Below are 23,668 nucleotides of genomic sequence, written 5' to 3' on the forward strand. Positions count from 1 at the left end.
ACATTTCGACAATACCAAACCCTGCCGTTTTCGGCTTGTTCATTTTTGGCTTAACGCTTATCGCCTTTAAATCTAGTTTTATAAAGTAAAGTAGGTTTTATCGGCTTAGCAGAACTTGCGGGTATAAATGTGTTTATATTGCCTAGCTAAGCAATGTAGTTTATTATTCGTACAATGTTGTATACGCAGTTGGTAGGATGTTCTAATTCCTCTGCACCCTTTTGCTTATAGCATAAGCTGACGTTAAAAAGGATGATATAGATTTGCCAAAATCCCTACTAGTTATCACATTTGTTGTTTTACTGTTTAACCTCACTTTCCTCGCAGGGCCTGTTACCGCAGATACCTTACAAACAGTAGAATCTGAAAAACTAGAAAAACCAACTTTATTCTTTGACTTAGGCTCGGACGGCGGTTGGGTTCCTTATAGAATTGGCGACGAAGAGGGTGAAAAAGGCATACTGGCGGATTTAATCGAGCTGATGGAGTCATATTCAACCATCAATTACCAGTCCGTTCACCTTCCCATGAAACGTGCAGAGCAGTCGTTAATTCAAGGCGTTGTTGATTTTGACTTTATTTGTAGCGAGTGGTTCCCCAATGGCAACATTGGCGATAACTTTATGTTAAGCGATGAGTTGTTCGAGATTAATGAATATGTGATCACGCTAAAGAAAAACAAAGAATTATTCCCTACACTAGATTCTATATATGGCCACAGCGTGGGCACTATAGGGGGTTACTTCTATTTCGATGACGATAAATTTACACGGGTTGATTTTATCGACGAGAATACATTACTAAAAGGGCTTAAACACGGGCGTTTCAAGGCTATTATCTTAGAAGGCGAAACTGCAAAGCACTGGGCTAAAGTAAATGATGTCGAAATAGCATTCACGGCGCTGCATTCAAAAGGGCATCTAAAGATGCGTCTTAATAAAAGGAATAGCCCTTATTTGCCTGAAATAAACGAAACAATAAAACAGATTAAAACGTCTGGCGATCTGGACAAAATTCTGAAGAGTCACGGGCTTGAAATAAAACGATAAGCCTTGTGTAACACCCATTTAAACAAATTCCTCATTGGGCAAATTATTAACTTTAGCTGATTAGAGGCTTTGAGCAAAAATTCCTTTTCGCACTTGACGCAAATCAGCGTTACACTGTGTCACTATATCGTCTATATCAAACTTTAAATTTCAAACTACAAACAAGAAGAGTGCTGAATGTTTAAGTCGATCAAATCTACCATTATTCTGTTTTCTACCATTTCACTGACATTGCTTGTTGGTAAGGCCACTGCATATGATCGTATAACGGGCGAAACCTTCGCTAGCCGCTCGGAAGTCATTGCACAAAACGGCATGGCGGCAACAAGTCAACCTTTGGCGACTCAAGTTGCTCTGGACGTTTTAAAAAGCGGTGGCAATGCCATTGATGCAGCGATTGCAGCTAATGCACTTCTAGGATTAGTTGAACCCACAGGTAGCGGTATTGGAGGCGATTTATTTGCGATCGTTTGGGATGCGGAATCGAAGAAGTTATATGGCTTGAATGCCTCAGGACGCTCACCGAAAGGGCTTACTAGAGAATATTTTGCTCAGCAAGGTTTAGACAGAATACCAGCATTTGGACCACTTCCGGTTTCAGTGCCTGGCGCAGTAGATGGTTGGTTTATGCTTAATAAACGCTTTGGCTCAAAGTCGATGCAGGAACTACTAGCACCTTCCATTAATTATGCGCGGAATGGCTTTCCTGTGTCAGAAGTAATCGCTTACTACTTTGAAATGAATCAAAAGCGAATTGGCCATTACCCTGGCTTTACAGAAACATTTACCATCAATGGCAAAACGCCCAAAAAAGGACAGATTTTCAAAAACCCTAATCTGGCCGCCACTTATGAAAAAATAGCAACAGGTGGGCGAGATGCTTTCTACAAAGGAGATATTGCACGTACGATCAGCGGCTTTATTCAAAGCCAAAAGGGACTTCTCGACTATCAAGACATGGCCTCACATACATCAAATTGGGTAGAGCCTGTTTCTAGTAATTATCGCGGTTACGATATTTGGGAATTACCACCGAATGGACAAGGTATTGCAGCGCTACAAATTCTCAATGTGTTGGAGTTATACGATCTTGAGAGCATGGGCAGAGACAGTGCCGAATTTGTGCATACATTCGTGGAAGCTAAAAAACTGGCTTTTGAAGACCGCGCTAAGTTTTATGCCGATCCTGACTTCAACCAAATTCCAGTGGATTGGCTAATATCCAAAGACTATGCAGAAAAGCGCCAAAAACTGATCGATCCAAATCAGGCTGCAAAGCGGGTGGATGCTGGTAAACACGATGGCGATACAATTTACCTCACGGTAGCGGATAGACAAGGTAACATGGTGTCTTTGATACAAAGTAACTATCGAGGAATGGGCTCAGGTATGATCCCAACCGATCTGGGCTTTGTGCTACAAAACCGTGGTGAAATGTTTTCTTTGGATAAAGACCACTTCAATGCTCTAGAGCCAGGTAAACGTCCGTTCCATACAATTATTCCAGCGTTCGTTACTCGAAATAACAAGCCTTTAATGAGCTTTGGTGTGATGGGCGGCGGTACTCAACCACAAATGCATGCTCAGATAATCGTTAATATGATCGATTTTGGTATGAATTTACAAGAGGCCGGTGATGCGCCACGCATTCTGCATACAGGTTCGAGCTCACCAGAGGGAGATGTTATGTTAGACGGCGGCTATATCAGTTTGGAATCAGGCTTCTCTGTAAAAACGCGTCGTGACTTACTGCAGAAAGGCCATACTATCAAAGATGTGTCGGGTGCTTTCGGTGGCTATCAAGCAATCATGCTAGACGATAAAAACAAAGTATATTATGGTGCATCTGAAACTCGAAAAGACGGTCAAGCCGCGGGATATTAATTAATGAGTCAACCGCAAAAGGGTGTTTGCGCAGAGCCAAACTTGCATGCGCAATATTTGCTGTTTAACGTTGTCGACGACGACTTTCCAGCCATGCGCGAAAAGCTTTCTCGCTTGCTCGACTTATTTGAGCATTTCGACGACGAGCATTATGAAGCAATGGTTTCCGGTGTTATCGCGATAGGCTCTAGTTTTTGGTCAGAAATATATCCGCATAGTAAACCTCAAGAGTTAGTCGGCTTTCCAGATATGCAGTGTGAAGATCGTTGCGCCCCAATATTGCCTTGTGACCTTTTTATACAAATTAGAGCCGACCGCTTGGATATTTGCCACGCCGTGGGTATTGAAGTGCTCGATTTACTGCGCGTGCATGTTGAGTTGGTTGAACAAGTCAGCGCATTCCGATACTTAGATGGTCGTGACTTAACAGGATTTCTTGATGGTGAAGACAATCCGAGAGGCATGAAAAAATTCGATATTGCGATTGTGGGAGACAATGATCCTGAATATACCGGCGGTAGCTATATCCATATTCAGCGTTATCGACATGATATGAATCGTTGGAATGCCTTGGCATTGCGCAGGCAAGAAATCATCATGGGAAAGACCAAAGAACATAACCTACCTTTAGTTGACAGTGGCCGCTCTTCTCACAGCTTTCGAACGAAGTTGACTGGACCAAATGGTGAATACCCAAGTTTGTTAAAACAAAGCATGCCTTACGGTGACATGCTAATGCAAGGCCTCTTTTTTGTGAGCTGTGCAAATAGCAGTAAATCGTTCAGAGACTTATTACATAGTCGCATCTTTGGTGATGAAATGGGCCACTATGATCGTTTGCTCGACTACTCAAACGCTGAAACGGGCGCTGCGTTTTTTGCACCTTCTATTCAATTCATAAAACGCCACGCAAAAGAATATGACGATGGGAAAATACCTTTTTGAGCAAGCCAGGACTTGAAGTTAACTCTGAGAGGGAACTAGCCGTTGACGTAGATTCTTTGGCATTTTCTTATGTCGTGAATAAACCCATCATTAATATCAAAAAGTGGCGTTTGGCTAAATCAGAGCATGTCTTCATGTACGGGCCGTCAGGGTGCGGGAAGAGTAGCTTATTAAATTTGCTTTCGGGTATTCTTGCACCGCAGCAGGGTAACGTTTCTATCTTAGGACAAGATCTGTCCCGTTTAAAAAATAGCGAGAGAGACCGCTTTAGAGCAAAACATATCGGTGTCGTTTTCCAAGCTTTTAACCTAGTCCCTTATTTGAGCGTACTAGATAATATCAAGTTGGCGATGCACTTCGCAGATGACAAACAAACTCTATCTAAAATGGAATCGCGATCGAAAGTACTTTCACTGCTAGAAGCTTTGCAATTAGCCCCTCAATGCCTCGATGAATTAGCAGGCGAATTGAGTGTTGGTCAGCAGCAAAGAGTTGCCATTGCTCGCGCTCTTATCAATCAGCCAGAATTGTTAATTGTAGATGAACCAACCTCCGCACTCGATGCTTCAGCTAAAGACGCATTTATGAAAGTACTGATTGATACTGCAACACGCTCCCAAGCTGCCTTAATATTCGTGAGTCATGATATGTCCTTGGCACAACATTTTGAGCGCGTTGAATCAATGGCGGACATAAATAAAGTCAACGATGCAGAGGATAGTAGAGGGCAGGTACTATGATTCTGCATGTCGCTAAGCAAAGCCTTATACATCGCAGAATGTCAGTTTTTCTGATGTTTTTAGCCTTGTTTGTTAGTGTTTCATTATTATTATCCATTGAGCATATTCGTAAAGAAGCCAAAAGTAGTTTCTATAGAACCGTATCAGGCGTTGACCTCATTGTAGGCGGGCGCACAGGCCAAATTAACTTGTTGTTGAGTTCTGTATTTCGTGTTGGTGCAAATGCCAATTCAGTCAGTTGGGACAGTTATCAAAGAATTATCTCAAACCCTCAAGTTGAATGGGCTATTCCTCTAACTCTCGGTGATTCGCACAAAGGTTTCGCGGTTATTGGTACCACGAACGACTATTTTGAATATTATCGATTTGGTGATAAACGCCCACTTGATTTTCAAGCCGGTGGTAAATTTCAAGAGAGTGCCTTGCAAGGAAATACTTCAACACGCGGGCCTGCTCAAAAAAGCACGCATTCCCATGCAATCGCAACGCATTTTGACGCAGTGATCGGGGCTGATACCGCTAAGCAGTTAAACTATAAAGTGGGTGACAAAATCACTATTTCTCATGGTTTGGGGAAAGTTAGCTTTAGTCACCATGCCGAGCACCCATTTACAGTTGTGGGTGTTTTAGAGTACACGGGAACGCCAGTTGATCAGGCCTTACATGTTGGCTTGAATGCAATTGAGTCCATTCATGCAAAACCTAAATCAAGCCAATCGTTCCCGTCACTTTCTCGACCTAGCTTAAAAAAGACCGCAGAGCTTGATGAGCATGAGCAGGAGCATGAGCATGAAAACGAAGAGGAAGATTTCCATCAGCATGAGCCAAGCCACAACTCTGGCCACGCAATTGTGATTGAGGATGTGAATGAGAAGGCGTACGAAACCGTGAGTGAAGCTGCGCCAGTAGAACCCACACAAATATCTGCATTCATGCTAGGGCTTAAATCAAGGATTGCAGTACTGCAAGTACAACGTCAAGTCAATCAAGACAAGCTGGAAGCGCTTTCAGCCATTATTCCAGGCCTTGCTCTTGCCGAACTATGGCGTTTGGTCGGTGCAGTGGAAAATGTGCTTAGGGTTATTTCTGCAGCTGTACTCGTTGCAAGCTTATTAGGGTTAAGTACGATGCTTCTAGCCTCTCTTCGAGAAAGAAAATCAGAAATTAGGGTATTCAGAGTCATGGGTGCGAAACCCAGCTTTGTCTTTTGGTTGTTGCAATTGGAAGCTTTAAGTATTGCCTTTGTTGCCTGTTTAGCTTCGCTATTATCCGTAATGGGCTTTATTTTAATTGGTAGTGACTACTTGTTAAGTGAATACGGTTTATCTATCAGCGCAAATATTCTATCCCTTGATACCCTTTGGGTTATCTGTGTTGTCCTGCTAGCAACTTTTGTTATTACCTTATTGCCAAGCATTGGTGCATATAGGAATGCGCGTTCATTAAATTAAGAAATTTAAGTGATGAGTAAAGTCCCAAAGTTAGTTAAATAACTTTACTTTCCATATTGGAAAGAAATAACTTGCCAACATGGAAAGTTAGGTATATGCTACTTTCCACATTGGAAACTAAAGGATGTCGGAAAATGCAAAACGACAACAATAACATCACCCCTTCTGAAGCACAGTCTGCCCTCGACTCACTTGTTGATATTGACCGAGATACAACTGCTTCTTTGAGAATGCCATTATGGCTCAACCTTATTACTTCAAGTGCTTATGGCATGATGATCTTTTCATGGTCATCAACGCGTCATGAAAATCTATGGATGCTAGGGTTTATTATTTCTGCCATTGTATTTAGCTCAGCTGTATTTTTATATTTATACCGAAGCAGGCTGTTGGGTATGAACCCAAAGATTCTGCCTAAAAGCAAAGCTGAATTCTTTTTTCAGGCTGTAACGGGGGTATTCTTTATGGCAACTTTCGTGTTAACAAGATATTTGAGCGAGAGTGGCATGTATGTGGCGCCATTTGTGGGTGGTTTCATCGCAGGCATAGGATTGGCCCTTCTTCTTCACTACTACCCTTCTGGGGAATTCAAAAAAGCGAGTAAATGCAGATGAGTGAAGGTATTTTTGATCCCCTTATCCATGCGCAAAATCGTTTACAAATCTGTGCAATATTGGCTGCTGCCGTAGAAATGGAATTTAAAGTGATCAGGGAAAGATTAGAAGTCAGTGATTCAGTCTTGTCTAAGCACCTTAAAGCGTTGCAGGATGCACAATATGTTAAGCAAAAAAAGGGCTCTGATATGGGGCGCAAGTGTACTTGGTTGTCTTTAACAACTGCAGGAAGAAAAGCATACAGTGAACATTTACTTGCCTTGCATGAGATAGTAGGAAAGCCCTAATAATTGACTTTCTCAAGCTATAAGACGATTTTTCGGCATATTAGCTTGTGAAGTTAAAAGTAGGGTGTGATGACAACTAATGGAACGGCACGATGGCTTGAGGTGAAAGAATCACAAAAATAGCTAATAAAGGCGCATTTACGGGCGATACACTATAATAGTATTCTGAATGTCGTTTTTAGCCTTTTTCATTTTCAAGAGAGTGTCATGTCCAACCTAATGTCATCCGTTGACCAACGAACGCAATTAGTCGGTGAGAATCGACTAGAGTTATTGTTGTTCAAACTAGGTTCGCGCCACACTTTTGCACTTAATGTTTTCAAGGTACGTGAAGTTATTACCATCCCTAAAGTAAATCAAATGCCAGGCTCACATGCGCATATCAAAGGCGTTACCAATTACCGTGGCAAATCTATCCCCATTATCGATTTGAGAACAGCGATTAAACTGAACAAAAACAATGAGAACTACGAAACCCAGAACGTGATCATTACGGAATACAATCGCAGTGTGCAGGGCTTCTTGATTGGGCAAATAATGAATATAGTCAATACTTCTTGGTCAGATATTCAGCCACCTCCAACCTCTGCAGGCAAAAATAATTACTTAACAGCATTTACTAGGGTTGAAAACGACGGTGTCATGGAATTGGTAGAAATTATAGATGTGGAGAAGGTGCTTTCTGAAATCATTGAGTATGACACGACCATCACCGAAGGTATTCTCGATGCAGATATCAAGGAAAGTTTGATCGGTCAGAAAGTCCTAATTGTAGACGATTCAGCCACTGCGCGATGGCAGGTGAGGGAAACATTGACACAATTGGGAATTGAGGTCATCGAGGAAAAGGACGGCTTAAGAGCCCTCAAATTATTACAAGCTTGGGCTGACGACGGGAAAAAAGTCACCGATGAAATTTTGATGATGTTTACTGATGCAGAAATGCCAAAGATGGATGGCTATCGTTTAACCTCTGAAGTTAGGAAAGATGAAAGAATGTCAGATTTATTTATTGCTCTCAACACTTCATTAAGCGGAAGTTTTAACGAAGCGATGGTCGAAAAAGTGGGTTGTAACCGCTTTATTTCTAAATTTCAGCCCGATTTACTAGTAGAGGTTGTGCAAGATAGAATGCGTGAATTAATAGATATTCAAAAGGAAAACTAGGCTTTTCTCCTTAAATACAATAACCTAAGCTTAATCGTCAACGATAAGGTTATTATATTCATGAACTTAGCTCTTAAATCTGTTCTTATTTTTAGTATTGCAATAAGTCTCCCTCTTGCAGCTTCAACTATTATTAAGCCCGCGCCTTTAGTATCAATTCCAAGCCATGATAATTTCTTTGATAGCATTGCTATGCATTGCGGCAAGGCATTTGAAGGAAAGGTAGTTTTCGACAATGATCCGAGTGATGCCTTTGCGCAGAAGCTAGTGATGCATGTTAGGAAGTGCACTGACACAGAGTTGCAAATTCCATTTCATGTTGGAGATGATGCGTCGCGCACTTGGATTATCACTAAAACGGGTAGTGGTTTAAGTTTAAAGCATGACCACAGAAACCCAGATGGTAGTGATGATAAATCAACCATGTATGGTGGCCATACAGTTGATGCTGGTTATGCTCAGGCTCAATCGTTCCCTGCTGATCAATATTCTAAAGAGTTGTTCACGCGTTCTGGCATTCCACAATCAAATGGTAATACTTGGCAGATGTTTATATATGAAGAGAGTTTTACTTATCGATTAGTGAGAGAGGGCAGAGAGTTTCGAGTGAAATTTGATTTAACCAAGCCAGTCAAAGCTCCGAAAGCTCCTTGGGGTTATGCAGATTAATATGATGAAAATATCTTACTCGCTGGCGTTATGTCAGCGAGTAAGGCTGTCGTTTTAGTTAGCTTAAGCTACCTTATGCTCTACTAGTAAATTTTGCTTCAGCTGTATTTACTTTGATTTTCTCACCCGTTGAAATGTACTCAGGCACTTGTACCGTTAGGCCTGTAGATAAGATTGCGGGTTTAGTACGGGCACTTGCTGAAGCTCCTTTGATTGAAGGGTCTGTCTCGGTGATAACGAGGTCGACAGATGCAGGCAATTCAATACCTACAGGCTTATCATCCACGATTAATACTTGAAGACCCGTTGTTTCTTCTGTGATGAATAGGAGCTCATCGCTGATGGTTTCTTTGTCTAGTGAAAAAGGTGTGTAATCTTCATTATCCATGAACACATATTCTTCACCATCGTTATAAGAGAAGCTCACTTTACGCTTATTGAATTCAGCAGTATTGATCATTTCATCAGCTTTAAAACTTTCGTCTGCTTTAGCGCCTGTTGCTACTTCATACAATCGCATTCTATATAAGCTAGCACCAGCTCTTCCACTTGGTGTCAGTTTGGCGATATCTTTTACAAAATATACTTTTCCATTGTGCTCAATGGCGGCATTCTTTTTAATTTCACTAGCTTTTGGCATTCTTGGTCTCGTTAATAGCAGTCTTCAAATTCAGTTTTTTAAATAACAAAAACGGTATATCTGCATAATATAACATTTACGAATCGCAACACATCATTATATGCTTATCGCAATGCATCCAACATGTTATTTGAAACTTCCCACACCGTCATCTGAAACTACCCACCGTCATCACCTAAAACTTCCCACCGTCATCACCTAAAACTTCCCACCGTCATCACCGCGAAGGCGGTGACCTCCAACTATTTAAGAAATGTTTCGATAACAATAGGTTTTATATTATTGAAATAACCCTCTTTTTTTAATTATCTATGCTGTTTTGGGGGTTCCCACTTTCGTGGGAATGACCTAGGATGTATGAAATATAAAGGTATTCAATACGTCAGGAAACTGCCTCTAAAGGGCCGTTTAAGACCTAAAATAATATCAAACTTTATTATCATCGAACAGTAGCACTTAAGTTTGCTCATTTGATATACTGAGCACTCTTCACAAGGATGCAAAGGTATTCTTTGCTTCTCTAAAACATACATTAAATAATTACATTAGGAACTCAATGAAACTAACTACACTTTCTCTTTCGGTAATCACATGTTTAGCATTAACAAGCTGCGCAACTTATGACCCTTACACGGGTGATAAGGAAGTTAGCAACGCAACAAAAGGAGCGGGTATAGGTGCTGGTGTTGCAACATTAATTGCCTATTTAGCTAACAAAGATGAAGATGATGTTAGAAAAAGAAACCAACGCATTCTAAAGGCAGCAGCTGGTGGCGCAGCAATTGGTGGTGGGGTTGGTTATTACATGGACACTCAAGAAGCAGAGCTAAGAAAACAACTTCGAGGTTCAGGTGTGAGTGTCGTGCGTGATGGAGACAACATCAACTTAGTTATGCCAGGCAATATTACTTTCAACTCTGGCAAAAGCGATATAGCTCCTAGCTTTCTGTCGGTTTTGGATTCGGTTGTGCTAGTGTTAAAAGAATTTGATAAGACCTTAGTTGTCGTAGCCGGTCATACAGATAGTTCAGGTTCCACTGCACTTAACCAAAATTTATCAGAGCAACGTGCTCAATCTGTTTCTAATTATTTGAGCAACGCAGGCGTGCTGGCGGATAGATTAGATGCTGTTGGTTTTGGTGAATTACAGCCTATAGCTGATAATAATACTGCTGAGGGTAAAGAGCTAAATAGACGAGTTGAAATTACCCTTCTGCCAATTGCTCAGTAAGTTAGTTGAATCGGTCGTTTGGCTTTGCAATATTCATTGCGCCAGACGACCTATTTAATCTCCACTTAACTGCAGTGCGCCATCCCAATTCTCTGGAATACCGTGAAGAATCAACTCTTCAGTCCATTTAATATGGTGTTTCAATACAGGATCTTGAGGGCTTAATTTTTTCGCTGCGCGGAAAACATCTAAAGCATCACGTAATTTGCCATCAATGCGCAAATCCATACCTTGTTGAATAGCTCCGGCTCGATCAAGTCTCTGCTGTTGTAAGTCTTCTGGCAAGTGGGATAATATTTCGACCAGTTTTAATGGCTCGGAACGACCCTTCACTCTTACCCAATCGATTGTGCGTGAAGCGAATGCATATTCAGCTGTCGCAACCAATTGGTCAGTAACAATAATATCTACATTGTAGACTGGTGCTAAGGTCTCTAAGCGTTGTGCAATGTTAACGCTGTCACCAATAACGGTAGTATCCATTCTGTCATCAGAGCCAACAGTGCCTATAATCACTGGGCCAAAATGGATGCCGATACCAATGTTAACAGCAGCGTATCCACTCTTTTCACGATGTCGATTATATAGAAACAAAGCACGCCTTAGGCCCATCGCTGCGCGAATAGAGTCTTGTGCTTTATCGCAATCAGAGCCTTCAGGGTTATCGAATAATGCCATAATGGCATCTCCAATAAATTTGTCGATAAAGCCTTTGTTGTCATGGATCGGGGCATTCATTCGCAAGAAGTATGAATTTAAGAAATTCATTAGTTCTTGCGGTTTCATTTTTTCAGAAAGCCCCGTGAACCCCCTAATGTCACAAAACATGATGGCGACATTGTCCTCGTCGGCATAGCCTAGCTCGAGTGATTCACCTTTCTTGTATATGTGTTCAACGAATTGACGTGGAACGAATTTTTGGAAGTTCTGGTTGAGATGCATCGCTTGGTCGGCTTTATGCTGATAAGATTGTTTCTCAGTATCTGTATATTGGATAAGTTTATTCTTGATGCGTTTAGCTTTACGCAAGGTATTTAACCAGAGCGTAGTACAGATAATCGCATAAATAGATAAACCAATAACCCAATACAACAAGTACTTTACTTCCTTTTACTTAGCAGTAATTTGCTTGAATGCTTTATCAGCGGCTTCAATCGTTGCTTCTACAACTTCAATAGTATGCATTTTAGATACAAAACCGGCCTCGTATGAAGCGGGTGCTAGGTATACACCCTCGTTCAGCATTGCATGATAAAACTGGTTGAATTGCGCGGTATTACAGCTAATTGCTTGCTTGTAATTAGTGACGCGTTCAACATCAGTGAAGAATATGCCAAACATACTACCAACAACGTTTATGCTCATAGGTATATTATTTCTATGTGCTGTATCTCTGATGCCTTCGGCTAAGATCTTTGTATTTTCAAAAATGCTGTCGTAAAAACCAGGCTCAGCTAATTGTGTTAGAGCTGCAAGGCCCGCGGCCATTGCGATTGGGTTACCTGATAATGTTCCTGCTTGATAAATTGGACCCGTTGGAGCGATGTACGTGAGGATTTTCTTTTTACCACCAAATGCACCTACTGGCATGCCTCCACCAATGACTTTTCCAAGACATGTGAGATCCGGTTCTACGCCATAACGCTCTTGAGCACCGCCTAATGACACTCGAAAACCAGTCATTACTTCATCAAAGATTAGCAAAGCACCATAATGATCACAAATACTGCGTAAACCTTCCAAGAAACCTTCAACGGGTGGGATGCAATTCATGTTTCCAGCGACAGGTTCAACGATAATGCATGAGATGTCGTCACCATGTTTATCAAAGGCTTCTTGAACAGAATCTAAGCTATTAAAGTCGACCGTAAGAGTGTGCTTTGCAAAATCGTCAGGAACGCCAGGCGAGCTTGGTACTCCTAGTGTTAATGCACCTGAGCCGGCTTTTACTAACAAAGAATCTGCATGGCCGTGGTAGCAGCCTTCAAATTTTAAAATTTTGTTCTTACTCGTGTAGCCTCTTGCAAGGCGGATCGCGCTCATTGTTGCTTCCGTGCCTGAATTCACCATTCGCACCATTTCCATTGAAGGTACGAGTTTATTGACGAGTTCAGCCATGTGAATTTCTGCTTCTGTTGGCGCACCGTAGCTTAATCCAAACTCAGCAGCGTCAATCACAGCCTGTCTTACTTTCGCATTATTGTGACCGAGCACCATTGGGCCCCAGGAGTTGATGTAATCAATATAGCGATTTCCATCAACGTCCCACATATAGGGGCCGTCAGCTTTATTTATGAAGCGAGGTGTTCCACCGACAGCTTTGAACGCTCTCACAGGAGAATTAACGCCACCAGGAATAGTGATTTGGGCTCTTTCGAAAAGTTTTTCAGATTGGGTTGTCATGTTAGCTTTGGCCTTTATTGCTGTACCAATGTACGGGTCTGTCAAAATCAGATACTTTATCTTCTACGCCAAGAGTCAGAGCAAACAATGCCATTCTGACTAATACGCCGTTATCTGTTTGTCTAAAAATTGCTAGATTTGGGTTAAGGTTTAAATCGTTATCTAGTTCATTTGCTTCCGCTCTCGAATCTCTCGGTAGGGGGTGCATAATTACGGTTTTTGATTGAAAATGCTTAGTGTAAATCTGCTGGTTCAAACGAAATTTTCCACGAAATTTATTCGCTTCATCTTGCGAAGGGAATCGCTCTTCTTGAATACGGGTTTGGTAGCAGATATCGGCGTCGAAGCTGCCTTCTAATTGCTCAGTGATGGTTAATTGATGGCCAGCATCGACGATCATATCGCAAATTTCGCTTGGCATGCTCAGCTCTGCTGGTGATATTAAGGTAAAATGAAGGTTTTTATACAAACACAATAACTTAGATAGCGAATGCACTGTTCGACCATATTTCAGATCGCCAATCATCGCTATGTTCAAGCCATCAATCCCTTCACCATGAGATTTGCGTTCTTTCTCTATCGTATACAAGTCAAGAAGAGCTTGGGTAGGATGTTCGTTCGCGCCATCTCCGCCATTTATCACAGGGACTCGACTACCTTCAGCAAACTCCGCGACAGAACCCGCTTGAGGATGGCGCATGGCAATAATATCTGAATAACCACTGAGTACTCGAGCGGTGTCGTATAATGATTCACCCTTTGCTAGCGCTGAATTACTCATGCCCGTAGTTTCTCTTACTTCGCCGCCAAGTAGATTGAAAGCAGTACCGAAGCTAACACGCGTTCTTGTGCTTGCTTCGAAGAACAGGTTTCCTAAAATCGCGCCATCCAAAACTTGGGTGCGTTTTTTTCGAAGCGCATACGGCAGCATACTATCAGCCACCATGAACACTTTTTCAATTGCATCACGGTCAAATTGCCCAACACTCAAAACATGATTACCGGTAAAAACAGTCATGAACGTAGCGCCCTTAATCTAAAATATTTAATGGTGCAGAGTTTATCAAAAAAATGCAGAGTAAAGCGTTATATTTTCACAAAAAAGCCGTAAATTTTGTCAACTTAATTGCGCAAGATCACTATCTGTATCAATTATGTTTCTATTTTAATAAATCCGCGATTTTAAGGGTTTTGGAGACTACTTTACGTGCAAATATTTCAAGCATTTCAGGCTCTTGTTTGAAAGCCAAGCCAAGCATACTTTGCATGTAATACTCGCCTTTTAGTAAATTAAAGAAATCAATGGATAGCTCTTTCGCCTGCTCATCCGCTAGCGCTATCTCTGGGTGCTTAATAAGTAGGTCTTTTACGAGTGTAATGCCGTGTAACGGACCTGCATCGTAAAATAATTTGGCTACATGCAAATTATTCTTAGACTCGCCAATTACGACTGAATACATCGCGATCACGCGCTCATCGTTCAACAATTGAATAAAGTTTAAAGCAATACCAAAAAGCACTTCATCTAAAGCTTGTGACTCGGCGCACTGTGTTGATTCTTGAATGCGATACTCTTCGCACTTTGCTTCAATTACAGCGGTATACAGAACATCTTTGTTTTTAAAATGTGAATAGACAGTTTGTTTCGATACACCACTGTGTTTAGCAACGGCGTCCATTGAAGTGCGGTCATAACCCTGAAGTAAAAATAATTCACCTGCATTAAAGAGGATGTCACGTCGCTTTTCATTGCTCTTGGGACGCCCTGCCATTTTTGCTTGGCTTTGCGTATTGTTCGCTGGCGATTTTTTGCTGCTTGTCGATAAGGTAGTCATAAAGTATTTACTTTTACATGTAAGAGCCCAAATATGGGATTCAAAACTGGTCTGTATGAGGCCAATGTAGCATACTTTTAATAATCAAACTAGACGGTCTAGTATTTATAGTTTAGCATTAGCTCAAATTAAACTAAGTCTGAATTATTCTGTAAACAGTATCAATAAGACTACTGCTCTAAATCATTATTCAATCTAGGGCGGGGAAGCAATAAATGACACTTTTTAAAGTATTGGGTTCAAATACATGAGCAATAACAATTTACCATCTGATGGCAGCGCTTCCGAGCCAGCGGCACACTCTCATCCTTCCGCACTGGAAGTTTCGCTAGAAAACGATAATTCAAGCGCCGCCAAGTTGTCACTGTTAGTACTCTGCACAGGCAGCTTTATTTTACTTGTGGTCCTTATGCTGTTTTCCGGTGATAAAGCAGCTCATGCTCTTGCAGATGAGCAATCTATGGTCATTGAAAATGCAAAAGTAAATGTGCAAGCGCTGTTTATTCAAGAGGCTTACACAAAGCAAAGAAAAGTTTATGGTTTAATTGAATCGGCTCAACAAGCCAATTTGGGTTTTGAGCTTTCAGGTGTGATTGAACAAACCTTGGTTTCTGAAGGCGAGAGAGTAGTGAAAGGTCAGTCTTTGGCTGTTCTTGATACTCAGCGGCTCCTAGCACAGAAGAAGGAGGTGAGTGCCGCGTTGGTGAAGGCAAAAGCAGATGCAAAGCTCGCCAGTTTATCAGCGAAGAGAACTGCAGAATTAGTTAAAAAACGACTTGAGCCTGAACAACGCTTAGATGAAGCAAGAGCTGCTTTAGATGCTGCAAACGCCTTAGTGAATGAGGTGAAGGCACGAGACGAGCGTCTTGATGTGGAGATCCAGAAATCTCACCTTGTTGCACCGTTTAGTGGTCAGGTAGTGCAACAATTTTTGGATTCTGGAACTGTCGTCTCAACCGGTCAAGCGGTGTTTTCACTCATGGCGGATGTTGACTTAGAGGCTCGAATTGGTTTGCCTGCACAGTCTCCTCTAGCATTGACGCAAGGCGATCGCTATTCTCTTAGCTTTGATGGTAAGGCCGTACCTTCTACTCTAATATCTTTGGCGAAGCAACGAAACCGCGGAACGCGAGCAATAGATGCCTTGTTTGTCATTGATGCACAAGCTGCACAAGAAGTTTACTTAATGCCAGGTGATATAGTATCACTCTCGGTAGATGTCGAAATTGAAAAGCAGGGGGCTTGGGTTCCCATAAGTGCTTTGTCTAACGGTGTTCGAGGCCTGTGGACATTGTTTGTGATTGACAAATCCACAGGGAGTCAAGTGATACAGCCACGCAGTGTTTATGTTGAGTACATGGAGCAAGAGCGTGCATTTGTTTCCGGTGCTATTGCACAGGGGGAGCTGCTAGTCATTGGCGGTCTTCACCGCTTAACACCGAATCAAATAGTGCAAAATGTACAAGTGATAAATACGGCGAGAAACTAAAAAATGTCGAATGAGCAAAACAACTCACCTTGGTATACGGCTTTCTTTCGTCGTGGTCATTTACTTGTTCTGAGTATTATTATCATTTTGGTTGCAGGCCTTTCCGCTGTAACTAGTTTACCTCGCCTTGAAGATCCTAGAATCGACTTACGGAATGTCTTAATTCTCACTGCATACCCTGGCGCTTCAGCAGAGCGAGTAGAAGCGCTAGTGTCCGACGTACTAGAAGATGAGCTGCGAGAACTGTATGAAATAAAGGAAATTAAGTCTACGTCAAAAGCGGGCTTTTCTAGTCTTCTGGTAGAACTTCAAGACTGGGTAGACAACTCGAGTAATCAGCAAATTTTCTCTAAAATTAGAGACAGCCTCGAGAATGCTTCAGCAAGGTTACCGGAAGGTGTAAGTAAGCCGCTTTTAGAAGACAAACGAGGAGCCACGGCATTTACAGTGCTATTGTCTATTGATAGCGATATGCCAGAGAGCACATCGTTGTCGGTCTCAGGTCGACTCGCTAGCGAGTTGGTAGATAGGATACGCAACGTACCTGGAACAGAGCTTGTCCGATTGTATGGCCATCCCATAGAGGAAGTTATCGTTGCTCTTGATCCACAAGCGCTGGCCATAGCTGGCTTAACGATTGGACAGGTTAGTGAGCGCATACGTACGGCAGACTCTAAGCTTCCTGCAGGTGTTTTGCGAACTGAACAGAAAAATATAAGAGTTCAAGTAGCTGAGCCCTTAGAAAGTCTCGACATTATCGCCAACATTCCACTTGTTGCTGCCGATGGCAGTTTTTTGCGTTTAGCCGATGTTGCTAGTATTCAACAAGCTTGGCAAACACCTGAACGAGAGTATGCGCTGGTTAATGGTCAACGGACCATATTTTTAGCCGCTAGAATGCAAACCACAGTTAGAGTGGATTATTGGACCGAGGCTGTTAAACAAAAAGTTGCGGACTTCAATGAGGAATTCGATGGCACAGTTCAAGCAAATATGGTTTTTGAACAAAATAAATACACTGAAGCAAGGCTTACTGAGTTAACTGAAAACCTCTTACTAGGTTCGTTAGTGGTGATGCTGGTAATCCTTGTTTTCATGGGAGCGAAAGCAAGTTGGATTGTAGGTCTTGCACTGCCTTTGTGTGCCGCATTTGCTATTTTCTCGCTTAGTTTCTTTGATCAACAAATTCATCAAATGTCCATTTTTGGCATCATCATTGCCATTGGTTTGTTGATAGATAATGCGATTGTAATTACCGATGAGATTAGGCTGAACTTGCTTAACCAAAGTCTTAGCCGTCAACAAGCTTTAGAAAAATCAGTGAAGCATTTATTTGCGCCTTTGCTAGCATCAACGCTTACTACGGTTTTGGGATTCATGCCGATATTTCTATTGAACGGCAACATAGGGGATTTCATCGGAGCGATTGCGATTAGCGTTGTTATGGCATTACTTGGTTCACTAGTTATTTCTTTAACGGTAATCGCAGCGCTTGCGGCGAGATATTTACCAAGAGATAGTGAAAACCATCATGCTTGGTATAAGCGAGGCTGGCAAATGCCAAAGGTTTCCCACCAGTTTTCGCGACTTTTGGGTAAAGTGATCAAACGTCCTTTAATTGTACTACCCGTTATTATCGTGTTCTGCTTGTCCGGATTTGTGCTTTCACAGCAACTGCCAAGTGTATTCTTTCCTAGTGCAGATCGTGATCAGTTTGAAATTTACGTTTGGTTGCCTAATGGTTCTGCAATTGGGCAAACGAAGAAAGTCACAGAAAGCATCGATACACATATTCGTAATCAAGATGAAGTAAAACAAGTATCTTGGCTGATTGGTGCGTCTGCGCCTTCTATCTACTACAACCAGGTCATGTCTCGCGATAATTCACCTGAATTCGCAAACGCTGTCGTCACAACTGGTTCCATTTCTGCCGCAGCCGCACTAATTCCTATATTGCAGTTTGAACTGCAAGATGCTTATCCTAATGCTCAAATAGTGGTGAGGGCGTTCGGGCAAGGGCCTCCTATTCCAGCCCCAATTGAAGTGGATATTTTTGGCCCCGACATCAATACACTGAACGCCCTAGGAGAAGAAGTCCGCTTAGCAATGACAAAAGTCCCTGGTATTTCGCAATCTATTGCTACTATCACTACCGGTGAGCCAGAACTTCAATATGACGTGACTGAAAATGAGTCCTTTATTGCCCAACTATCATTAACTGAAATTGCGCAACAATTGCAACTGGCCTTAGCGGGCACAACTGGTGGCTCGGTCTTGCAAGGCACTGAAGAATTACCTGTTAGAGTAAGAGTCAACGATGAGCGTCGTGGCGATTTAAAAGAACTTGATGCTCTTCCTTTAATGAATCAAGTGCTAGTACAGCATAATGCAAGTGTGGGTGTTGCGTCTTTAGGTGAATTTACCTTAGTCCCGAGTATCAGCGGTATTACAAGGCTAGACGGCGAGCGTGTGAACAAAGTGCAAGCATTCCTTTTACCGGGCGTACCAGCCATTGATGCCAGTGAGCAATTGCGTGAATTGCTGGAAAGCGGCGATTTCTCTTTACCGACAGGTTACCGTATAAAAATGGCGGGTGATGCAGATGAAAGAGCCCAGGCGCTTGGGCAGTTAGCCACTTACGCCCCAGTGCTCTTAGTTCTCATGCTGATGGCGCTTATCTTGACCTTTCATAGCGTTAGGTTTGCCGGCGTTATCGTTATGGTGGCGATATTGTCAGTGGGTTTAGGTATGCTTAGTTTGTGGATATCTGGCCTACCGATAGGCTTTAACCCATTGCTTGGTAGCGCCGGTCTCATTGGTGTTGCGATAAACGGATCTATCGTTGTGATCGCTGCTATTAACGCTAATGACAAAGCGAAAAGTGGAGATACGAGAGCGATTGTGCAAGAAACAATGAGCTGCAGCCGACACATATTATCCACTACCTTCACAACAGTTGGAGGCTTGATCCCACTATTGTTGTTCTCACAAGGTTCCTTTTGGCCTCCCCTTGCTGTTGTTTTGGCAGGTGGCGTCGGATTCTCTGTTATCTTGTCATTATTTTTCACTCCCACAATTGTGGCAATGATGTGTAGAATGAGAGCCAGAAAACAACAACGACAAGCGCAACAAACTGCGAATGCCTAAATTAATTCAACAAATTAAACAATGGTGGCAAACTGATTGTGCTTTTTGCCGCCGTTCTCGTTTAATATTGATATGGTGCATACTTATGTTGGTATTTTATTTTTATGTCTGGAACTAAATCCGACTCTATTTTTATTAGAGCAGCTTCAACTCACAATGGATTAACCTCAATTTTAATAGGCTCCGGTCTGATTCTCTTGGGTGCCTTTGTTTGTATTGTCCTACCCCAAATACTATTTTTGCCAGGCGTTTTTATTATCAGTGGCGGTATAGTCGGGCTGATTATTGGTTGGTTCAAACTTAAAGAGCCGATGTATAGCCTCGAGCTAAGCCGTGAATATCTTATTTACAATCATCGTCGCGGAAAGTGGCGAATTTCTTGGGACAATATTCAGCGCATAGATGTGCCGCGCATAACAAAGGGAATTGAGCAAGTTGAGCTTGAAATGATCGGTTTTCGCTTGCGTGATCCCGACATTTTTCTTGATGAAATTTCACCGCGACTCATTACTTATTTGCTCATGGAGCAGCGACCTTTAACTATGCAGAACCTCGATTCAAATTGCGCATCGGGTCAATGTTATGGTTCTGATATGATTGACGATGAAAAGTTTGTACGCAGCGACGGTACCAATATTCGCGGTGTATTGGCTATGTTTGGACACAGAATGAAAAAACTGCGTCAGCAATTAGGCTACGATATATTCATTTCCAGCAATGAAATTGATAGAGACGTGAACAAATTTCTATCCTTACTAAAAGACTGCCAAGCGACAGCGATTCAAACCAAGCGCTAAATTGCTGTTGCTAAAAGTGATTAAGTACTACTTAATTTAGAGTATCGCTTGCGTCCTTTAATTTTGGTTCAAATTGCACAACGTTATGCCAGTGTTCAATTATGCTTTCCGCTTCAACTAGTAAATTAGAAAATAGCTTCTTTAAGTCAGTGTACTGTTGTCGCTTTAAATGACTTTCAGTCTCGTAGCATATTTTTTGAAAATTAGTTGCCCCCGTATAGGCACTTACTCCATGCAGTTTGTGCACGCACTCCTGTAGGGATTCAAAGTCTTGCATTTGCCAATGCAACTCTATTTCACTCATACTTTGTGGCAACATAAGCACAAATTCGGCAAGAAACTCTTTAGCACCTTCTTCGTTGCCATTTGCTTTTTTGACGGCGGCTTCCCAATTGATGGGGACACTTTTGGCTTCAATAAACTCTGTACCACTGCACCAGTTTTGAATTGTTTTTACTAATGTCTCCAAGTCGACAGGTTTAGGTAAATAGTCGTCCATGCCTGAGGATAAAAAGCGATCCCTTTCCTCTGGGAATGCATGAGCCGTAATCGCAATGATTGGTGTACCCAAATTGAAATCCGTTTGGCGAATGAGCTTAGTTGCTTGCAGTCCATCCATGTTGGGCATTTGAATATCCATCAATATCAAATCGTATTCATTGTGCTTACATAATTCGACAGAATCGGCGCCCGAGGTTGCTGTATCGAGTGTAATAGGGGAATCTTTCAGCCAAGTATCAAGCAGCTTCAAGTTGAGTGGCATATCATCAACTGCCAAGATTCGAGCCGGTGGTAAGGACTTCACACCGGATTTTCCGCCTTTTTCTGCCGCCTCAATTGCTACTGTATTTAGGTCATTAATATTCTTCAAAGTTAGCGGTGAGCGAATGATGAAGGGTTGATTTACCACGCGTCGAATTTGATGCTCCTCTGGAGGTGGCCCAGAAAATAAAAAGACGATTTTTTGTGAATTCATTTTTAGAATTCGATTAATTTCAGCACTGCGTTTGGATAGTCTGCGCATGGGCAATGACGCAAAAATATAATCAAATGACTGTTCGGTTTGTTCAAAAGCCGAAATTGAGTCATAAGAGTAGGTCACAAACCCAAGTGCTTTCAGCAATTTAACTGTATTTTTTCTATTCTCTGGTATTGGGTCGTATATACCGGCTGTTTTTTCATAAAACCTACTTTGTACTGCCGGCACATACTGGTTATTGACTGTCTTAAATGGCAAATTAATGGTGAATTTACTACCTAAAGAATAGTGACTTTCAACTTCAATACTGCCCTTCATTAAGAAGGTTAATTCTTGGCATATAACTAAACCTAGGCCTGTTCCTTGGAAAGAGCGATTTAGGTCATCGTCTAATTGATTAAATGGTTTGAACAATTTCTTTTTATCAGCATCGCTGATACCGATGCCAGTATCTTCGACCTCCACAGACAACATATATTCGTCATTACCAAATTGTAAGGAACGTGCTCGCAATGTTATTTGACCGTCATTGGTAAATTTTAAAGCGTTGCTGAGTAAGTTGCTCATTAGTTGTTTTAATTTGAAGCTATCTCCAATTAAAACTGCGGGCAATGTATCAATATCAAATATGAATTCGAGCTGTTTCAAATGTGCAGATTTGGCCATTAAACTCACAATCTCTTCAAACGCATCGCGCGGTGAAAATGGCTTTTGGTTAATGGTTAATTTACCGGCTTCCATTTTTGAGAAGTCGAGAATATCATTCACGATAGTGAGTAAGTCAGAGGCCGCACTGTTGATAATGCGCACATGCTCATCGCGTTCCGTTTCGCTTTTTTTACTTTCGAGCTCTTTGCTGAAGCCGATAATGGCGTTTAAAGGAGTCCTAATTTCGTGCGACATATTCGCTAAAAATTGGCTTTTTATCTCACTTGCTTTAACCGCTTCTCTGCGTGCAATATCCAAATGAACGTTTTGCTCTTCTATTAAAAGAAAATTATTTTCTGCGTCTTGTGATGCTTGATGTATTTCGAGTTCGAGTTTGTATCTTACTTTTAAGATAATCGCTAAAACAAAACATAAGGTTTGAGCCAATAAGCCAGATTGAAATACGTATGTGGTAAAGGAATTAATGGGTAGTTTGCCACCTATAAACAGGGTGCCGATTATAGAACCAGTGGCTAAAAATACCCAGCCAACAAATATCGTTTTTGCGGGTAAGAACTTCTGATTAATACTTTTTACAATATAAATAACATTGAGCACTATTGTTGTAAAACCAATGAAGCGCGTTAACAGTAAAAGTACGACATCATTAAGTAATCCCATTTGCATCGTCGCAAAAATCAACAGTAGTACAACAAAGAGCGCCTGCAGGGCGACATGAGCTAAGCTAAAGCTCTTAGGCCTTGGTAAAAAAGTCAGCGTGAAAAGAGTACCAGCGGCGCAAACAAGGGGGAGAAGGGCATCTAGGTTGTGGAAAAAATTGCGCGAATGCCATTCATCCGGCAACAATTGCACATGACCACTCCATATCATTTGCCATAAAAAGACCAAGCAAACAAGGATTAACAATACTATTGCACTGAGCTCACGCTTGTCGTACACGATGGCAATGCAGTAAAGTGCGATGACTAATAAGCCACCATAAAAACCGCCCCATATTAGATAGTCGAGAAGTGTTTCGTGTTCATGCTGATACTCACTCATTAACCTAACTGGCGCGATGATGGGGATTCGTTTTGCTTTAACGAAAATGTAAACTTGATAGGTTTTTTCGTGGTCTAGCCTTACTTTAAATGTTGGTGTGCGGTAAGAGTGTCCGCTTTGCTCTCTTCCGCCACTCACTTTTTCAATTATCTTGCCACTGCCAACAACATATAGGTCGACTTGATCAAGTTGAGAGAAATTGACGTTGAAAATCCAATCTTCTGCTTTTGATAAGTTTTTAACTTCACCATAAAGCCAAATCCCACTTGGGTTATATCCATAATTGGGGTTTTTGTAGTTTTGATAGGAAAGATTAGTACGAGCCAATTTGAATTCGTCAAAACTTAAGGCACGGTCTTGCTGAGGGTAAACAGACAGCGTAGACGAAATATTCACCGAAGATGAATCGTCTTCCAAAGTAATTAGTTCGTTCGCTTTTGTGGAAAATGCTAAAGCAAATAGCAAGATTGCCAATAACGCACGTATTTTTATCAGTTTAGACACAAGAATTGTTATGCTGAATGCGAAAATAATATAACATGGTGCTAATATAGATTCTGCGGCAACATAAGTACAGCACGATAGCTTAACAATGGCGAATCGAGACAGCTGTATTTTGTTTTTATTAAAA

Annotated in this window: 19 protein-coding genes; 13 read left to right on the plus strand and 6 right to left on the minus strand. The window is 41.7% G+C overall.

Going from position 1 to position 23,668, the window contains the following annotated elements:
* Positions 1-263 precede the first annotated feature (263 nt).
* The 9 genes from ACKLNX_RS09625 (at position 264) to ACKLNX_RS09665 (ending at position 8,806) form a co-directional block, all read left to right on the plus strand.
* Complete coding sequence (locus ACKLNX_RS09625; protein WP_411692627.1) at positions 264-1,049, plus strand: substrate-binding periplasmic protein; 786 nt, start codon at positions 264-266, stop codon at positions 1,047-1,049.
* Positions 1,050-1,226: 177 nt separating this feature from the next.
* Complete coding sequence (ggt, locus tag ACKLNX_RS09630; protein ID WP_412972197.1) at positions 1,227-2,933, plus strand: gamma-glutamyltransferase; 1,707 nt, start codon at positions 1,227-1,229, stop codon at positions 2,931-2,933.
* A 3-nt stretch (positions 2,934-2,936) separates the two neighbouring features.
* Positions 2,937-3,878 carry a Dyp-type peroxidase gene (locus tag ACKLNX_RS09635; RefSeq protein WP_412972198.1) on the plus strand — a complete coding sequence of 314 codons (942 nt, stop codon included), beginning with the start codon at positions 2,937-2,939 and terminating at the stop codon, positions 3,876-3,878.
* On the plus strand, positions 3,875-4,618 hold the full coding sequence (locus ACKLNX_RS09640; RefSeq protein WP_412972199.1) for an ABC transporter ATP-binding protein: 744 nt from the start codon (positions 3,875-3,877) through the stop codon (positions 4,616-4,618). The genes ACKLNX_RS09635 and ACKLNX_RS09640 overlap by 4 nt, the downstream gene beginning before the upstream one ends.
* Positions 4,615-6,069, plus strand: a complete 1,455-nt coding sequence (locus tag ACKLNX_RS09645; protein WP_412972200.1) for an ABC transporter permease — start codon at positions 4,615-4,617, stop codon at positions 6,067-6,069. The genes ACKLNX_RS09640 and ACKLNX_RS09645 overlap by 4 nt, the downstream gene beginning before the upstream one ends.
* A gap of 134 nt (positions 6,070-6,203) precedes the next feature.
* Complete coding sequence (locus ACKLNX_RS09650) at positions 6,204-6,683, plus strand: hypothetical protein (protein ID WP_412972201.1); 480 nt, start codon at positions 6,204-6,206, stop codon at positions 6,681-6,683.
* Entirely contained in the window at positions 6,674-6,970 is a 297-nt protein-coding gene (locus ACKLNX_RS09655) for a transcriptional regulator (RefSeq protein ID WP_411692633.1), read from the plus strand. Before ACKLNX_RS09650 ends, ACKLNX_RS09655 begins: the two co-directional genes overlap by 10 nt.
* A gap of 207 nt (positions 6,971-7,177) precedes the next feature.
* Positions 7,178-8,137 (plus strand): chemotaxis protein CheV, encoded by a 960-nt coding sequence (locus tag ACKLNX_RS09660; RefSeq protein ID WP_412972202.1) that lies wholly within the window; start codon positions 7,178-7,180, stop codon positions 8,135-8,137.
* A 60-nt stretch (positions 8,138-8,197) separates the two neighbouring features.
* Positions 8,198-8,806, plus strand: a complete 609-nt coding sequence (locus ACKLNX_RS09665; protein WP_412972203.1) for a hypothetical protein — start codon at positions 8,198-8,200, stop codon at positions 8,804-8,806.
* Positions 8,807-8,879: 73 nt separating this feature from the next.
* Here ACKLNX_RS09665 and yeiP read toward each other — a convergent pair whose 3' ends face one another.
* Positions 8,880-9,446, minus strand: a complete 567-nt coding sequence (gene yeiP, locus ACKLNX_RS09670) for an elongation factor P-like protein YeiP (RefSeq protein ID WP_411692636.1) — start codon at positions 9,444-9,446, stop codon at positions 8,880-8,882.
* A 556-nt stretch (positions 9,447-10,002) separates the two neighbouring features.
* Between yeiP and ACKLNX_RS09675 the strand changes: the two genes are divergently transcribed.
* A complete protein-coding gene (locus ACKLNX_RS09675) occupies positions 10,003-10,677 on the plus strand; it encodes an OmpA family protein (protein ID WP_411692637.1) in 675 nt (224 codons plus the stop codon).
* Positions 10,678-10,731: 54 nt separating this feature from the next.
* Here ACKLNX_RS09675 and ACKLNX_RS09680 read toward each other — a convergent pair whose 3' ends face one another.
* The 4 genes from ACKLNX_RS09680 to ACKLNX_RS09695 all read right to left on the minus strand — a co-directional run bounded on the left by ACKLNX_RS09680 (position 10,732) and on the right by ACKLNX_RS09695 (position 14,915).
* Positions 10,732-11,772, minus strand: a complete 1,041-nt coding sequence (locus ACKLNX_RS09680; RefSeq protein WP_411692638.1) for an adenylate/guanylate cyclase domain-containing protein — start codon at positions 11,770-11,772, stop codon at positions 10,732-10,734.
* A gap of 15 nt (positions 11,773-11,787) precedes the next feature.
* Complete coding sequence (gene hemL, locus ACKLNX_RS09685) at positions 11,788-13,080, minus strand: glutamate-1-semialdehyde 2,1-aminomutase (RefSeq protein ID WP_411692639.1); 1,293 nt, start codon at positions 13,078-13,080, stop codon at positions 11,788-11,790.
* A gap of 1 nt (position 13,081) precedes the next feature.
* Positions 13,082-14,098, minus strand: coding sequence for an aspartate carbamoyltransferase (locus ACKLNX_RS09690; protein WP_411692640.1), 1,017 nt, complete (start codon positions 14,096-14,098; stop codon positions 13,082-13,084).
* 142 nt (positions 14,099-14,240) lie between these two features.
* Positions 14,241-14,915, minus strand: coding sequence for a TetR/AcrR family transcriptional regulator (locus tag ACKLNX_RS09695; RefSeq protein WP_412972204.1), 675 nt, complete (start codon positions 14,913-14,915; stop codon positions 14,241-14,243).
* Between the two features lie 247 nt (positions 14,916-15,162).
* Between ACKLNX_RS09695 and ACKLNX_RS09700 the strand changes: the two genes are divergently transcribed.
* From ACKLNX_RS09700 to ACKLNX_RS09710, 3 genes are all read left to right on the plus strand, one after another.
* Positions 15,163-16,404, plus strand: a complete 1,242-nt coding sequence (locus ACKLNX_RS09700) for an efflux RND transporter periplasmic adaptor subunit (RefSeq protein ID WP_412972205.1) — start codon at positions 15,163-15,165, stop codon at positions 16,402-16,404.
* A 3-nt stretch (positions 16,405-16,407) separates the two neighbouring features.
* The gene (locus ACKLNX_RS09705) at positions 16,408-19,551 is read left to right on the plus strand and encodes an efflux RND transporter permease subunit (protein ID WP_412972206.1); all 3,144 of its coding nucleotides are present in this window, start codon (positions 16,408-16,410) and stop codon (positions 19,549-19,551) included.
* A 104-nt stretch (positions 19,552-19,655) separates the two neighbouring features.
* Complete coding sequence (locus ACKLNX_RS09710) at positions 19,656-20,348, plus strand: DUF2982 domain-containing protein (RefSeq protein WP_412972207.1); 693 nt, start codon at positions 19,656-19,658, stop codon at positions 20,346-20,348.
* 31 nt (positions 20,349-20,379) lie between these two features.
* On the opposite strand, the gene ACKLNX_RS09715 is transcribed toward ACKLNX_RS09710, so the two are convergent.
* Positions 20,380-23,541 (minus strand): response regulator, encoded by a 3,162-nt coding sequence (locus ACKLNX_RS09715; protein WP_412972208.1) that lies wholly within the window; start codon positions 23,539-23,541, stop codon positions 20,380-20,382.
* Between the last annotated feature and the right edge of the window lie 127 nt (positions 23,542-23,668).

Source organism: Glaciecola sp. MF2-115 (assembly GCF_047250385.1).
Taxonomy (GTDB): domain Bacteria; phylum Pseudomonadota; class Gammaproteobacteria; order Enterobacterales; family Alteromonadaceae; genus Glaciecola.

Bases quoted from the DNA above. Each gene is read 5' to 3' on its own strand.
- ggt (WP_412972197.1), top strand. From the start codon at position 1,227: ATGTTTAAGTCGATCAAATCTACCATTATTCTGTTTTCTACCATTTCA.
- ACKLNX_RS09635 (WP_412972198.1), top strand. From the start codon at position 2,937: ATGAGTCAACCGCAAAAGGGTGTTTGCGCAGAGCCAAACTTGCATGCG.
- ACKLNX_RS09645 (WP_412972200.1), top strand. From the start codon at position 4,615: ATGATTCTGCATGTCGCTAAGCAAAGCCTTATACATCGCAGAATGTCA.
- ACKLNX_RS09650 (WP_412972201.1), top strand. From the start codon at position 6,204: ATGCAAAACGACAACAATAACATCACCCCTTCTGAAGCACAGTCTGCC.
- ACKLNX_RS09655 (WP_411692633.1), top strand. From the start codon at position 6,674: ATGCAGATGAGTGAAGGTATTTTTGATCCCCTTATCCATGCGCAAAAT.
- ACKLNX_RS09660 (WP_412972202.1), top strand. From the start codon at position 7,178: ATGTCCAACCTAATGTCATCCGTTGACCAACGAACGCAATTAGTCGGT.
- ACKLNX_RS09665 (WP_412972203.1), top strand. From the start codon at position 8,198: ATGAACTTAGCTCTTAAATCTGTTCTTATTTTTAGTATTGCAATAAGT.
- yeiP (WP_411692636.1), bottom strand. From the start codon at position 9,446: ATGCCAAAAGCTAGTGAAATTAAAAAGAATGCCGCCATTGAGCACAAT.
- ACKLNX_RS09675 (WP_411692637.1), top strand. From the start codon at position 10,003: ATGAAACTAACTACACTTTCTCTTTCGGTAATCACATGTTTAGCATTA.
- hemL (WP_411692639.1), bottom strand. From the start codon at position 13,080: ATGACAACCCAATCTGAAAAACTTTTCGAAAGAGCCCAAATCACTATT.
- ACKLNX_RS09690 (WP_411692640.1), bottom strand. From the start codon at position 14,098: ATGACTGTTTTTACCGGTAATCATGTTTTGAGTGTTGGGCAATTTGAC.
- ACKLNX_RS09695 (WP_412972204.1), bottom strand. From the start codon at position 14,915: ATGACTACCTTATCGACAAGCAGCAAAAAATCGCCAGCGAACAATACG.
- ACKLNX_RS09700 (WP_412972205.1), top strand. From the start codon at position 15,163: ATGAGCAATAACAATTTACCATCTGATGGCAGCGCTTCCGAGCCAGCG.
- ACKLNX_RS09705 (WP_412972206.1), top strand. From the start codon at position 16,408: ATGTCGAATGAGCAAAACAACTCACCTTGGTATACGGCTTTCTTTCGT.
- ACKLNX_RS09710 (WP_412972207.1), top strand. From the start codon at position 19,656: ATGTCTGGAACTAAATCCGACTCTATTTTTATTAGAGCAGCTTCAACT.